The sequence below is a fragment of the Rhizobium sp. YJ-22 genome (genome assembly GCF_029601685.1).
In the GTDB taxonomy this organism is placed as follows: domain Bacteria; phylum Pseudomonadota; class Alphaproteobacteria; order Rhizobiales; family Rhizobiaceae; genus Metarhizobium.
In genome coordinates this window covers 568,893-582,482 of the sequence record NZ_JARRIR010000002.1, presented here as the reverse complement: position 1 = coordinate 582,482, position 13,590 = coordinate 568,893, and the positions used below count along the sequence as shown (strand labels likewise).

The following is a 13,590-nucleotide window of genomic DNA, read 5'->3' as shown; positions in this document are numbered from 1 at the left end:
TCTATCGCCGGCCGGATCGCGCGCATTTCCAGGGAAATACCGGTTTTCCATCGAGAAATGCCCGAACAGAACCGGGCGGTCAGGGAATGCCTGACATGGAAAACATCATTCTCGAAATGCGCAACATCACCAAGACGTTTCCGGGGGTGAAGGCTCTCGACAACGTCAGCTTCAAGGTCAGCGAAGGCGAGATCCACGCGCTGGTCGGCGAGAACGGCGCCGGCAAGTCGACCCTGATGAAGGTTCTGAGCGGCGTCTATCCCGCCGGAACCTATGAGGGTGAAATCCACTACGACGGCAAGGTCCGCGCCTTCAGCACGATTTCCGACAGCGAGGAACTCGGCATCATCATCATCCACCAGGAGCTGGCGCTGGTGCCGCTTCTGTCGATCGCCGAAAATATCTTTCTCGGCAACGAAATCGCCCAGAAGGGCGTCATCGACTGGCGCGAGACCTTCGCGCGCACGAAGGAACTGCTCGCCAAGGTCGGCCTCAACGAGGCGCCGGCGACGCTGATCACCGATATCGGCGTCGGTAAGCAACAGCTCGTGGAAATCGCCAAGGCGCTGTCGAAGAAGGTGCGGCTGCTGATCCTCGACGAGCCAACCGCCTCGCTCAACGAAACCGACAGCCATGCGCTGTTGCAGCTGCTGATGGAGTTTCGCCGCCAGGGCCTGACCTCGATCATCATTTCGCACAAGCTGAACGAGATCAAGCTGGTCGCCGACAAGATCACCATCCTGCGCGACGGCGGCACCGTGGAGACGCTGGACTGTCATACGCAGGACATCAGCGAGGACCGCATCATCAAGGGCATGGTCGGCCGTGACATGGAGGATCGCTATCCGCCGCGCGAGCCGGATATCGGCCCGACGCTGCTGGAGGTGAAGAACTGGAACGTCTATCACCAGCAGCATCGCGACCGGAAATTCCTGCATGACGTCAATTTCCATGTGAAGGCCGGCGAAGTCGTCGGCATTGCCGGGCTGATGGGCGCCGGACGCACCGAAACGGCGATGAGCATCTTCGGCCGTTCCTGGGGCCACAAGATCACCGGCGAAGTGCTGATGCACGGCAAGCCGGTGGATGTCAGCACCATTCCACGCGCCGTCGAGGCGGGGCTCGCCTATGTGACGGAGGACCGCAAGCATCTCGGCCTGGTGCTGATGAACAACATCATGCACAACACCACGCTCGCCAATCTCGACGCCGTGGCCAACAACGGCGTGATCGACGACCGGCGCGAGATGCAGGTGGCGACCGACTATCGCAAGCGACTGCGCATCCGCTCGCATTCGATCTACCAGGAAACGGTCAACCTCTCCGGTGGCAACCAGCAGAAGGTGGTGCTGTCGAAGTGGCTGTTCACCAATCCGGAGGTGCTGATCCTCGATGAACCCACGCGCGGCATCGACGTGGGGGCGAAATTCGAGATCTACTCCATCATCAACGAGCTTGCGGCGGAGGGGAAGGGCGTCCTGATGATTTCGTCGGAAATGCCGGAACTGCTGGGCACATGCGACCGCATCTATGTGATGAACGAAGGCCGCATCGTCGCCGAGCTTGCCAAGGCCGAGGCAAGTCAGGAATCGATTATGCGCGCTATCATGCGCTCCGGGGAGAAACATTAATGGCAACGGCGAGCGAAACCGACGCAAAAAACACGGCTTCGATCGGAAGCTACCTGCGCAACAATATTCGTGAATACGGCCTGCTTGTGGCGCTGGTCGTGATCATGGCGCTGTTCCAGGTCATTACGCAGGGCGTTCTCTTCCGCCCGGTCAACATCACCAACCTGGTATTGCAGAATTCCTTCATCGTCATCATGGCGCTCGGCATGCTGCTGATCATCGTGGCCGGGCATATCGACCTGTCGGTCGGCTCGATCGTCGCCTTCACCGGCGGGTTGTCGGCGATCATGCTGGTCAAATGGGGTATCCATTTTGCCATCGTCGTGCCGGTGTGTTTGATCCTCGGCGGCCTGGTCGGCGCTGCGCAGGGCTATTGGGTGGCCTACCAGAAGATTCCGTCCTTCATCGTGACGCTGGCGGGCATGCTGGTCTTCCGCGGTCTGACCTATCTGGTGCTGCAGAACCGCCCGATCGGCCCGTTCCCGCCGGACTTTCAGAGACTGTCGACCGGCTTCGTGCCGGATCTCTTGTATTTCGCCAATCCGGCCCCGGAAACCATCACCAACTTCTTCGCGCTGGTCGTCGTCGTGGCGCTGGTGGCGGCGGCCGTCTATTTCGGTCTGCGCAACCGCGCGGTCAATGCCAAGCACGGCACCGAGAATGAGCCCTTCGTCTTTTTCGCGTTGCAGATGGTCATCATCGGCGCTGTCGCGATCTTCATCGGCTTCCAGCTCTCGACCTATCGCGGCTTCCCGAACGTGCTGGTGGTCATGGCGCTGCTGATTGCCCTTTATACCTTCATCACGAACCGCTCGACCATCGGCCGGCGTATCTATGCCATGGGCGGCAACGAGAAGGCGGCGAAGCTTTCGGGCATCAACACCGAGCGGCTGACATTCTACGCCTTCGTCAACATGGGCGTGCTGGCCTCGCTCGCCGGCATGATCATCGCTGCCCGCCTCAACTCGGCGACGCCCAAGGCCGGCGTCGGCTTCGAGCTCGACGTCATCGCCGCCTGCTTCATCGGCGGCGCCTCCGCCTCCGGCGGCGTCGGCAAGATCACCGGCGCGGTCATCGGCGCCTTCATCATGGGCGTCATGAACAACGGCATGTCGATCATGGGCCTCGGCATCGATTATCAGCAGCTCGTCAAAGGGCTCGTGCTGCTCGCTGCCGTCTTCTTCGACGTCTATAACAAGAACAAGGGCTGAGGCCCCAAGGCTCCAGCCGCACTGCATACATCATGGAAATGGGCAGTCCCGCCGCATAACGCGGCGGGAACGGACAGGCTTTGCCTGAAGCATACTATATTTCGCATTTCCGGACGGAAAACCGATCTCCACTTTTCCGCGAAATGCTCTGAAAGGAACGAGACAATGCTGATATCGCAGATCAAGGATAAGGATGGAAAGATCGCCGTTGCAGTGCGCGGCGGCCCGGGCGAGGCGGCGCGCATCGTCAATGGCGCGGAGAGCGTCTATGCACTGGCGCTGGAAGCGGCGAATGGTGGCAAGCGCTTCGCCGATGTCGTCGCAACCCATGGGCTCGGCGAGAGCGTCGATCTCGAGGCCGTCTATGCCGAGGGGCGTTTCCTGCCGCCGATCACCCATCCCGATCCGGCGCATCTGCACCTGACCGGTACGGGCCTCACCCATCTGGGTTCGGCTGCGACGCGCGATTCCATGCACAAGAAGGCGAGCGAGCAGGCCGAGGAAACGCTGACCGACTCGATGAAGATGTTCCGCATGGGTCTCGAAAACGGCAAGCCGGCCCTTGGTGAAAAGGGCGTGCAGCCGGAATGGTTCTACAAGGGCAACGGCACCCAGGCGGCAGCCCCTGGGGGCAATCTCGTCTCGCCCTCTTTCGCGCTGGATGGCGGCGAGGAACCGGAAATGGCCGGCATCTACATCATCGCTGACGACGGTACGCCGTTCCGCCTTGGTTTCGCGCTCGCCAACGAATTCTCCGACCATGTGACCGAGCGCATCAACTATCTCTATCTCGCCCATTCGAAGTTGCGCCCGGCGAGCTTCGGTCCGGAAATCCGCATCGGCGCCGCGCCCGACGACATCAGGGGTGCATCGCGCATCCGTCGCGGCGGCGAACTGATCTTCGAAAAGCCGTTCCTGTCGGGCGAGGCGAACATGTCCCATACCTTCGCCAATCTCGAATACCATCATTTCAAATACGACCTGTTCCGGGCGCCTGGCGATGTGCATGTTCATATGTTCGGCACGGCGACGCTCTCTTTTGCCGACGGCATCAAGCCCGAGGAAGGTGATGTCTTCGAAATCGAGGTCGCCGAATTCGGCCTGCCGCTGCGCAATGCGCTAAGCGTCGCCCCCGAGGACGACATCGTCGTGCGCCAGCTCTAACCCATGACAATTTGCCGGCGTTTCCGCTCCCGGGAAACCCGGCAAAACCGAGGATGAAACTCATGAAGAAGAAAGCCGAATGGCCCCGCAAGCTGCGTTCCTATGACTGGTTCGGCGGCACGGGCAAGAACGCGATCATGCATCGCTCTTGGATGAAGAACCAGGGCCTGCCCTCCGATACCTTCGACGGCCGACCGATCATCGGTATCTGTAACACCTGGTCGGAGTTGACCCCCTGCAACGCGCATCTTCGCGATCTCGCCGAGCGGGTGAAGCGCGGCGTCTACGAGGCCGGCGGCTTCCCGGTCGAATTCCCGGTGTTTTCGACCGGTGAAAGCACGCTGCGCCCGACCGCGATGATGTTCCGCAACCTCGCGGCCATGGATGTCGAGGAATCGATCCGCGGCAATCCGGTCGATGGCGTCGTGTTGCTCGGCGGCTGCGACAAGACCACGCCCAGCCTGCTGATGGGCGCTGCGTCCGTCGATATCCCCGTTATCCTGGTGTCCGGCGGCCCGATGCTGAACGGCAAGTGGCGCGGCAAGGATGTCGGCTCCGGCACCGCCGTCTGGCAGTTCTCGGAAATGGTGAAATCCGGAGAGATGAGCCTGGAAGAATTCATGGATGCCGAGCAGGGCATGGCGCGTTCGGCAGGCAGCTGTATGACCATGGGCACGGCCTCGACCATGGCGTCGATGGCCGAGGCGCTCGGCATGACGCTGCCGGGCAATGCCGCCATTCCCGCCGTCGATGCGCGGCGCCGGGTGATCTCGCAGCTTTCCGGCCGCCGTATCGTCGACATGGTCAAGGAAGACCTCAAGCCGTCGGACATTCTCACCAAAGAGGCTTTCGAGAACGCCATCCGCGTCAATGGCGCCGTCGGCGGCTCGACCAATGCCGTGCTGCATCTCCTGGCGCTCGCCGGCCGCGTCGGCGTCGAACTGACGCTGGACGACTGGGATCGCCTCGGCCGCGATGTGCCGACCATCGTCAACCTGCAGCCGTCGGGCAAATACCTGATGGAAGAGTTTTACTATGCCGGCGGGTTACCGGTGGTCATCAAGGCGGTCGCCGAGATGGGCCTGCTGCACAATGACGCGATCACCGTGACCGGCGACACGATCTGGAACGGCGTCAAGGACGTGGTCAACTACAACGAGGACGTCATCGTGCCGCGCGAGCGCGCGCTGACGCAATCGGGTGGCATCGCCGTGCTGCGCGGCAACCTGGCGCCCAAGGGCTGTGTGCTGAAGCCGTCCGCGGCCTCGCCGCATCTGATGCAGCATCGCGGCCGCGCCGTGGTCTTCGAAAGCATCGAGGATTACCATGCCCGCATCAACCGCGACGATCTCGATATCGACGAGAGCTGCATCATGGTGCTGAAATATTGCGGTCCCAAGGGTTATCCCGGCATGGCCGAGGTCGGCAATATGGGCCTGCCGCCCAAGGTGCTGAAGAAGGGCATCACCGACATGATCCGCATTTCCGATGCGCGCATGTCCGGCACTGCCTATGGCACCGTCATCCTGCACACCGCGCCTGAGGCCGCCGATGGCGGGCCGCTGGCCTTGGTGGAGACCGGCGACATGATCGCCGTCGACGTGCCGAACCGCTCGATCACACTGGAAATTTCCGACGAGGACATGGCGCGGCGTCGTGCCGCCTGGGTCAATCCGGTGAAGCCGCTCACCGGCGGTTACGGCGGGCTCTATGTCAAGACCGTGATGCAGGCCGACACCGGCGCCGATCTCGACTTCCTCATCGGCCCGCGTGGTTCGGATATCCCGATGAACCGTGACAGCCATTGAGGTTGTGGCACGTCGGTGCGGAAAACCCCTTCTCCCCCCGGGGAGAAGGGGGTCTGAAAGGGACGGACGAGGGGGTGCGAGCGCATGGAATCCTTGAGGTTTCTTGCCTTCGGCATCCCCTTCATCCCGCTGCCGCCACCTTCTCCCGCAAGGGGAAGGGGCTTTGACGCAACGCTTCTATTCCAGCACCCTTGCGCTCCACTCAGGAAAAACGATTAACCCGCCTCGCGCGCCGTTTCCGGCGCATCCTGCCCTTCCGCCTCGCAAAGCTTGAGGATCTGAGGCCATTTCTCGCGGAAAGCGGTGACGCAGGCGGGGTCGAAATGGGTGCCGCTGCAGGCGAGGATCTCGCGGTAGGCCTCCTCGATCGGCCAGGCCTTCTTATAGGGACGCTCCGAGCAGAGCGCATCGAAGACATCGGCCACGGCGACGATGCGGGCTTCGATGGGGATCTGCTCGCCCTTCAAGCCGTTGGGATAGCCGGTGCCGTCCCATTTCTCGTGATGACCGCCGATGATGGCGACGGCGACGCGGGCAAGTTCGGCGGAACTGTTGCGCAGGATGTTGACGCCGATCGGCACATGCTCGCGCATCTTTTCGATTTCATGCGGCTCCAGCTTGCCGGGCTTCAGGAGCAGGGCGTCGGGGATGCCGATCTTGCCGATATCGTGCAGCGGCGTTGCGAGATAGATGTTGCGGCGCCGGATGCGGTCGAGGCCGATGCCCTCGGCGATCAGCTCGGCGACGCCCGCGACACGCTCTATATGATCGCCGGTATTGCCGTCGCGCCAGGCCATGGCCTGCGCCAGGCACCAGATGATCTCCTGCTCGCGCATGTCGGCGCGTTTCGAGGCGGTGCGTAGCGCCTTGTCGAGATTGTCGGCCTTGTCGGCCAGCGCCAGTTGCGCCTGGCGCAACGCCAGCAGGTTCGAGAGGCGCGCCCTGAGTTCGAGCGGATCGAAGGGTTTGTTGAGGAAATCGGTGGCGCCGGCTTCCAGCGCCTGCAGGCGGATCGAGCGTTCGCGCTCCGAGGTCACCATGACGATCGGCACGTTTTCGTATTCGGGACGCTCGCGCAACGTTTTGATGACGTCGACGCCGTTGAGGATCGGCATCATGTAGTCGACGAAGACGATGTCGAAGGTGACGGCTTCGGCGCGTGCCAGCGCCCGGACCGGGCTGGTATAAGTCTCGACCTCGTCCGTCACGAACTGCCGGACAGCCGTTTCGATCGCCAGAAGGCTGGACCTGCTGTCATCGATGATAAGGAGCGGCATTCGAAACCCCCAAAAAAATCCGTTTCCGCGCTGCCGTCGAACCGAGCGTCAAGCGAAACCCTTCCTCCGAAGGTCGCTTGCTGGCATCGGCGGCGGCGCTCTGAAATATCTCCCAATGTTTCAACCGGAGCCTGCATGGCGCCTGTTAAAATAGTCTTGAGGACGGCATGCTAAATGATGGCGCAGGCCGAAGCCGCATTCCATCGTGCTTAACGAAGGCTAAATTCGGGGCGTAGGATCCGGTTTTACTGCCGGAAGAAACGATGAATGGGCGCCCCATTGCTGCGGCGCGCCGGTTCAATACACGATAATTATATAAGGTTATTCTTTTATACTGTTCAGCTCTGCGACTGGCTCTGGCTCATCGCCGCCTCGACGGAGAGCGAGACGGTCATGGTCTCGTCCGCCTCGCCAAGCCGCAGGCCGGAGATCGGGGCGGCGTCGACATAATCGAGGCCGGTCGCGACGCGCACATAACGGCTGTCGGGGCAGATTTTGTTGGCGACATCGAAGCCGACCCAGCCGAGCCCGGCGACATGGGCCTCCGCCCAGGCATGGGAGGCCGTCTGCTGCGTGCGATCGTCCATCAGCAGGTAACCGGAGACGTAACGCGCGGGAACGCCGAGCAGGCGGGCGGCCGCAAGAAAGATATGGGTGTGATCCTGGCAGACGCCAGCCTTGGCGTCCAGCGCCGCTTCGGCGGTGGTTTCCGTGCCACTCGCCCCCGGTTCATAGGCCACGGCCTCATGAACGGCGCCCATCAGGGCATGCAGGCGCGCCAGAGGGTTGTCGTCAGCGATGCCGCGCGCCAGTTCGCGGATGTGCTTGCCGGGCTTGGTCAGCGGCGTCTCGCGCAGGAAAAGCCAGAGCGGGCAATGGCCGAGATGTTCGCCGAAGACGCCGTTGCGATCCTCGGTCTCGACCTCGCCGGCGGCGACGACGCTGACGGTGTGGTGGTCGCCGCTGATCGACAGCAGTTCGGTCCGGTTGCCGAACTGGTCGTCATAGACGACCTGGGGGTCGGCGCCCTCGACGGTCACGGACCAGTTCAACACCTTTTGCCCCGGCGCGGTCGGCGGCGAGAGGCGCAGCCGCTGCAAGGTGTAGTGCGCCGGGCCGTCATAGGTGTAATGCGTGGTATGGCTGATCTTCAGTTTCATGCCTGTCACCTATCCCCGCCTCACTGGTAGAAGCGGTAGCCCTCGCTGATTTCCTGACCCAACTGATTGTTGCGCTGCACGAAATCCTCGAGGAACTCATGCAGGCCCTTGTCCATGATGTCGCGCACCGACAGCGCCTGCAAGGCGCGCAGCATCGCGTCGGCGGTCTCGTGCGCCGGCAGGCGCTCGTCATATTCCTGTGCGAGATAGCCGAGATTGCTGACGATCTTTTCGTAGCAGTAGCTGAGCGAGCGCGGCATCTGGCCGTTGAGGATCAGGAAATCGGCGATGTTGGCCGGCTTGTACTCGGCGTCATAGACCCAGCTATAGGAGCGATGCGCCGAGACCGAGCGCAGGATTGATTCCCATTGCACATTGTCGAGCGACGAGCCGACCGCCGAGACCGAGGGCAAGAGCACGTAATATTTGACATCGAGAATGCGGCTGGTGTTGTCGGCGCGCTCGATCAGGGTGCCGATGCGGGCGAAATTATAGAGTTCGTTGCGCAGCATCGAGCCGTGGAAGGCCCCGCGGATCAGGGCGACGCGGCGCTTGATCGCGTCGATGACTTCGGGCAGGTCGGCGGGCTTCACCCGCTTGGCCAGCAGCGTCTTCATCTCGATCCAGCATTCGTTGACCGCTTCCCAGGTGTCGCGGGTCAGGGCCGTGCGCACCATGCGGGCATTGTTGCGTCCGGATTCGAAGCAGGACATGACGCTGGAGGGGTTGGCGCGCTCGCGCAGCAGGTAGTCGATGGCATCGACACTGGTCGTCTTGTCGTGCATTTCGCCATAGGGCTCGCGCACGCCCGCGCTTTGCAGCACCCCGTCCCAGTCGTCGTCGGTAACGCCGCTGCGGGTCAACGACATGCGCAGGCCGGCATCGATCAGCCGGGCGATGTTTTCGGCACGCTCGATGTAACGGAACATCCAGTAGAGGCCATTTGCGGTTCTTCCAAGCATGTCCGTCTCAGTCCTCCAGCACCCATGTGTCTTTCGTGCCGCCGCCCTGGCTGGAATTGACCACCAGCGACCCCTGCTTCAGCGCCACGCGCGTCAACCCGCCGGGGATGATCTGCACCTTGTCGGAAACCAGCACGTAGGGACGCAGATCCACATGGCGCGGCGCGATGCCCTTCTTGACGAGGATCGGCACGGTCGACAGCGACAGCGTCGGCTGGGCGATGTAATTGGCCGGGCGGGCAGCGAGCTTGGCGGCGAACTCGGCGCGTTCCTTCTTCGACGCCGTCGGGCCGACCAGCATGCCGTACCCGCCGGAACCGTGGACTTCCTTGACGACGAGGTCGGCGAGATTGTCGAGCACGTATTGCAGGCTCTGCGGCTCCGAACAGCGCCAGGTCGGCACGTTTTCGAGCAGCGGCTTGCGGCCGGTGTAGAATTCGACGATTTCCGGCATGTAGGAATAGATCGCCTTGTCGTCGGAAATGCCGGTGCCCGGCGCATTGGCGATGGTGATGTTGCCGGCGCGGTAGACATCCATGATGCCGGGTATGCCGAGCGCCGAATCCGGCCGGAAGGTCAGCGGGTCGAGGAAATCGTCGTCGACGCGGCGGTACAGCACGTCGATGGCCTCGTAGCCGCGCGTGGTGCGCATCTTCACCTTGCCGTCCATGACGCGCAGGTCCGAGCCTTCCACCAGCTCGACACCCATCATGTCGGCGAGAAAGGAATGCTCGTAATAGGCGGAATTGTAGATGCCCGGCGTCAGCACCGCCAGGCGCGGCTTGCCCTTGCAGCCAGGAGGCGCCAGCGACGCGAGGCTCTGGCGCAGCAGCATCGGATAGTCTTCCACGCGCTGCACCTTGTTGCGGTGGAACAGCTCGGGGAACATCTGCATCATGGTTTCGCGGTTTTCCAGCATGTAGCTGACGCCGGAGGGCGTGCGGGCATTGTCCTCCAGCACATAGAACTGGTCCTCGCCGGTGCGCACGATATCGGTGCCGACGATATGGGTGTAGACGCCACCGGGCGGGCGAAAACCGATCATCTGCGGCAGGAAGGCGCTGTTCTTCTCGATCAGCGCGCGCGGGATGCGCCCGGCGCGGATGATTTCCTGCTTGTGATAGATGTCGTCGAGAAAGGCATTGAGCGCCACGACGCGCTGTTCGATCCCCTGCGCCAGCTTGCGCCATTCCTTGGCCGAGATGATGCGCGGGATGAGATCGAAGGGGATGAGCTTTTCGGCCGAGTCCGCGTGGCCGTAGACTGCGAAGGTGATGCCGGTTTTTCGGAAGATGCTTTCCGCATCCCGGGACTTGCCGATCAGATGCGCGGGATTCTGTCCGGAATACCACTCGAAATATTGCTGGTAAGGCTGGCGCGGCGCGTCGTCCGCATTCATCATTTCATCAAATGCCAATGGCGCATTCCCCATTTTTTTACCATTTGAATACAACGGAAGAGGCAATGCAAGAACCATGCACAATCGCCATCGAAGTTTTTGAGCGGCGGTTTTCCGGCGTTTTCGCCCGTGGCGGCGCAACCTGCGGTTTTTGCTGGCGAAGAAGACCGGAAGCGATTGGCCGCCGTTTCGGCAAATGCCGGAAAATGCGGCAGTGTTGCAGTTCGGTGCCGATCGGCTGGAAAAGGCGATCGGCGGCGTGCGGCGGCGCCATTCGCGTTTTGACGGGGCGGGGGCGGGGGCGTAGAGCCTGACCTGCCGACGCTTGCCAACCCGGGCAATGCCGCCGCACGCTCCCGTTTCCGGAACCATCCATGCTCGATCGTCTTGCTCCCGCCGTGTTCGTGTTCCTATGGTCGACAGGCTGGATCGCTGCTGGTTATGCCGCCATCCATTCGGAACCCTTCACCTTTCTCGCCTGGCGCTACGGCCTGTCCTTCCTCGCCTTCGCGGCGCTGTGCATCGTCGCCGGGGCGCGCTGGCCACGCGACTGGCGGCAGGCCTTGAAGGCGGTCTATTCCGGCATCTTCCTGCATGGGCTTTATCTTGCCGGTCTGTGGTGGGCGGTGGCGCGCGGTGTGCCGGCGGGGCTGTCGGGCATCATCGCGGCGCTGCAACCGCTGTTGACGGCTGTGGCCGCGGCCAGCCTGCTTGGCGAACGCCTGTCGCGGCTGCAGAAACTCGGGCTGGCGCTCGGCTTCCTCGGCATCGCCATCGCCATCTCGCCGAAGCTGATGGCCATCGATCCCGGCAATCTCGGCCAGACGGCGGTGCCGCTCGTCGTCAACCTGCTCGGCATGGTCTCGGTGACCTATGGCACGGTCTACCAGAAGCAGCACCTGCAGGTCGGCGACATCCGGACCATCGCGACGCTGCAATATGTCGGGGCGCTCTTGGTCACCGCGCCGCTGGCGCTGTTTACCGAACGGCTGCATTTCGACGGCTCCTGGCCGGCGATCCTGACCATGCTGTGGTCGATCTTCGGCCTTTCGATGGGCGCCATCGGCCTGCTCCTCTACCTGATCCGGCGCGGACAGGTGTCGAAGGCGGCCTCGCTGATCTATCTCGTGCCGCCGCTGGTCGCGGTCGAGGCGGCCATCGCCTTCGGCGAGCCGCTGACCCTGCCGATGATCGTCGGCACCGTCATCGTTGTGATCGGCGTCTATTTCACCAACCGCCGGCCGATTGGTCGATAATGAAAAACGCCGGCCCCAGGGGACCGGCGTTTCTGATCGTTACACCCGCTCTTAACGGCTGGACGAGCGCTTGGCGCCGCCGTCGCGGCGCGGCTGGCCGCCGGTGCGGTCGGCGAACTTCTGGCGCGGCGGGCGCTTCTGGCCGGGGCGGGCGTGTGGATGGGCCTTGCCGGGCTCGGAGGCGGAAGCCTCGCCGCCCTGACGGCGCTGTCCGTTGCCGTTGCGCGGCTGGCCGCCATTGCCGTTGCCGCCGCGGCTGCGGTTGCCGGAGCGGGCCGGCTGACGGTTACCGCCGCCATTGCCGCGTCCGCTGAATTCCGGACGCTCGCCGCCGGCAGTGGTGATCTCGATGCCCATCAGGCGCTCGATGTCGCGCAGCAGATGCGCTTCGTCGGGCGTGCAGAAGGCGATGGCGATGCCGTCGCGGCCGGCGCGGGCCGTGCGGCCGATGCGGTGAACATAGGCGTCCGGCACTTCCGGCAGGTCGTAGTTGAAGACATGGCTGACGCCGGGGATGTCGATGCCGCGCGCGGCGACGTCGGTGGCGACGAGGATGCGGATTTCGCCGTCACGGAAGGCCTTCAGGGCGCGCTCGCGCTGGCCCTGGCTCTTGTTGCCGTGGATCGAGGCGACGGCATATTCCTTTTCCGCCAAGTGCTTGGACAGCTTTTCCGCCGTGTGCTTGGTGCGCATGAACACCATGGCCTGCGCCTGCGGATTGTCGTTCAGCGTCTTCTTCAGAAGCTCGGTCTTGTCGTTCTTGCCGGCGAGGAAATGCACATATTGCTCGACCTTGTCGGCGGCCTTGCCGGGCGGCGTGACCTCGACCTTGACCGGGTCCTTCAGGAAGCTGCCGGCGAGATCGGCGATCGACTTCGGCATGGTCGCCGAGAACAGAAGTGTCTGGCGCTTGGCCGGAACCATGCGGGCGATGCGGCGCAGATCGTGGATGAAGCCGAGATCGAGCATCTGGTCGGCCTCGTCCAGCACCAGATGGGTGACATGGGCGAGCGAGATGGCGTTGCGGTTGATGAGATCGAGCAGGCGGCCGGGCGTGGCGACGAGGATGTCGGTGCCGCGCTCCAGGATCAATTGCTGCTTGTTGATCGAGGCGCCGCCGACGACCTGGTTGATCCGCAACGGCGTCTTCTTGAGGAAGGAGCGCAGGCTGTCGGAGATCTGGTTCACCAGCTCACGGGTCGGCGCGAGGATGAGAACGCGGGTGGTGCGATTGGCCGGGCGCCGGGCGTCCGCAATCAGCATCTCGATGATCGGCAGGCCGAAGGCGGCCGTCTTGCCGGTGCCGGTCTGGGCGAGACCGATCAGGTCGCGTCCCTCGAGCAGCAGCGGAATCGCCTTCTCCTGTATCGGCGTCGGCGTTTCATAACCGAGAGCGGACACGGTCGCGACGATCTGCGCCGACAGGCCGAGCGTTTGGAAATTGGTCAAAATAAATGCCTCTTCGTGGCGCCGGAAGCCATAGCGGGCCGCAGGATTGCGGCTCCGTGGCATCTGGCGTCAAGAACCCCGCGTGAAGTGGGAACTTGTGTTGGAAAGTGCTTTCCAGCGCTCGTGTTTTGTCCGCCACCGTGGCGAAGTCTCTTGGCCGAGCCATCCTCTCTTGCGCGTCAAATCCGACGCGAACGCTCACGCGGCGTTCGGAGAGGGGAAAGCTGTCGGGCATTTGGAGGTTTTCGGGGCAAATGTCAAGGGCCAAGCAGA

General features: G+C 63.0%; 11 protein-coding genes. 5 read left to right on the top strand and 6 right to left on the bottom strand.

Annotation, left to right across the window (positions count from 1 at the left end):
• The first annotated feature begins 95 nt into the window (after nt 1-95).
• The 4 genes from mmsA (at nt 96) to araD (ending at nt 5,814) form a co-directional block, all read left to right on the top strand.
• Complete coding sequence (gene mmsA / locus P7F60_RS07400) at nt 96-1,631, top strand: multiple monosaccharide ABC transporter ATP-binding protein (RefSeq protein ID WP_277917066.1); 1,536 nt, start codon at nt 96-98, stop codon at nt 1,629-1,631.
• Nucleotides 1,631-2,842, top strand: coding sequence for a multiple monosaccharide ABC transporter permease (gene mmsB, locus P7F60_RS07395; protein ID WP_277917065.1), 1,212 nt, complete (start codon nt 1,631-1,633; stop codon nt 2,840-2,842). Before mmsA ends, mmsB begins: the two co-directional genes overlap by 1 nt.
• Before the next feature lie 165 nt (nt 2,843-3,007).
• On the top strand, nt 3,008-4,006 hold the full coding sequence (gene araD1 / locus P7F60_RS07390; protein ID WP_277917064.1) for an AraD1 family protein: 999 nt from the start codon (nt 3,008-3,010) through the stop codon (nt 4,004-4,006).
• A 62-nt stretch (nt 4,007-4,068) separates the two neighbouring features.
• Nucleotides 4,069-5,814, top strand: a complete 1,746-nt coding sequence (araD, locus tag P7F60_RS07385) for an L-arabinonate dehydratase (protein ID WP_277917063.1) — start codon at nt 4,069-4,071, stop codon at nt 5,812-5,814.
• Nucleotides 5,815-6,029: 215 nt separating this feature from the next.
• Here the strand turns inward: araD and P7F60_RS07380 are convergent, their stop codons facing one another.
• The 5 genes from P7F60_RS07380 to P7F60_RS07360 all read right to left on the bottom strand — a co-directional run bounded on the left by P7F60_RS07380 (nt 6,030) and on the right by P7F60_RS07360 (nt 10,886).
• A complete protein-coding gene (locus P7F60_RS07380; RefSeq protein ID WP_277917062.1) occupies nt 6,030-7,091 on the bottom strand; it encodes an HD domain-containing phosphohydrolase in 1,062 nt (353 codons plus the stop codon).
• A gap of 338 nt (nt 7,092-7,429) precedes the next feature.
• Complete coding sequence (locus P7F60_RS07375) at nt 7,430-8,251, bottom strand: transglutaminase family protein (RefSeq protein ID WP_277917061.1); 822 nt, start codon at nt 8,249-8,251, stop codon at nt 7,430-7,432.
• Between the two features lie 20 nt (nt 8,252-8,271).
• Complete coding sequence (locus P7F60_RS07370; RefSeq protein WP_277917060.1) at nt 8,272-9,213, bottom strand: alpha-E domain-containing protein; 942 nt, start codon at nt 9,211-9,213, stop codon at nt 8,272-8,274.
• Nucleotides 9,214-9,220: 7 nt separating this feature from the next.
• Complete coding sequence (locus P7F60_RS07365) at nt 9,221-10,630, bottom strand: circularly permuted type 2 ATP-grasp protein (protein ID WP_277917059.1); 1,410 nt, start codon at nt 10,628-10,630, stop codon at nt 9,221-9,223.
• A 19-nt stretch (nt 10,631-10,649) separates the two neighbouring features.
• Nucleotides 10,650-10,886, bottom strand: coding sequence for a hypothetical protein (locus P7F60_RS07360; protein ID WP_277917058.1), 237 nt, complete (start codon nt 10,884-10,886; stop codon nt 10,650-10,652).
• Nucleotides 10,887-10,986: 100 nt separating this feature from the next.
• Between P7F60_RS07360 and P7F60_RS07355 the strand changes: the two genes are divergently transcribed.
• Nucleotides 10,987-11,868 carry a DMT family transporter gene (locus tag P7F60_RS07355; RefSeq protein WP_277917057.1) on the top strand — a complete coding sequence of 294 codons (882 nt, stop codon included), beginning with the start codon at nt 10,987-10,989 and terminating at the stop codon, nt 11,866-11,868.
• A gap of 51 nt (nt 11,869-11,919) precedes the next feature.
• Here the strand turns inward: P7F60_RS07355 and P7F60_RS07350 are convergent, their stop codons facing one another.
• Nucleotides 11,920-13,380: a DEAD/DEAH box helicase gene (locus P7F60_RS07350; RefSeq protein ID WP_277917056.1), complete on the bottom strand. Its 1,461-nt coding sequence runs from the start codon at nt 13,378-13,380 to the stop codon at nt 11,920-11,922.
• Nucleotides 13,381-13,590: the final 210 nt, after the last annotated feature.

Bases quoted from the DNA above. Each gene is read 5' to 3' on its own strand.
- mmsA (WP_277917066.1), top strand. From the start codon at position 96: ATGGAAAACATCATTCTCGAAATGCGCAACATCACCAAGACGTTTCCG.
- mmsB (WP_277917065.1), top strand. From the start codon at position 1,631: ATGGCAACGGCGAGCGAAACCGACGCAAAAAACACGGCTTCGATCGGA.
- araD1 (WP_277917064.1), top strand. From the start codon at position 3,008: ATGCTGATATCGCAGATCAAGGATAAGGATGGAAAGATCGCCGTTGCA.
- araD (WP_277917063.1), top strand. From the start codon at position 4,069: ATGAAGAAGAAAGCCGAATGGCCCCGCAAGCTGCGTTCCTATGACTGG.
- P7F60_RS07380 (WP_277917062.1), bottom strand. From the start codon at position 7,091: ATGCCGCTCCTTATCATCGATGACAGCAGGTCCAGCCTTCTGGCGATC.
- P7F60_RS07375 (WP_277917061.1), bottom strand. From the start codon at position 8,251: ATGAAACTGAAGATCAGCCATACCACGCATTACACCTATGACGGCCCG.
- P7F60_RS07370 (WP_277917060.1), bottom strand. From the start codon at position 9,213: ATGCTTGGAAGAACCGCAAATGGCCTCTACTGGATGTTCCGTTACATC.
- P7F60_RS07360 (WP_277917058.1), bottom strand. From the start codon at position 10,886: ATGGCGCCGCCGCACGCCGCCGATCGCCTTTTCCAGCCGATCGGCACC.
- P7F60_RS07355 (WP_277917057.1), top strand. From the start codon at position 10,987: ATGCTCGATCGTCTTGCTCCCGCCGTGTTCGTGTTCCTATGGTCGACA.
- P7F60_RS07350 (WP_277917056.1), bottom strand. From the start codon at position 13,380: ATGCCACGGAGCCGCAATCCTGCGGCCCGCTATGGCTTCCGGCGCCAC.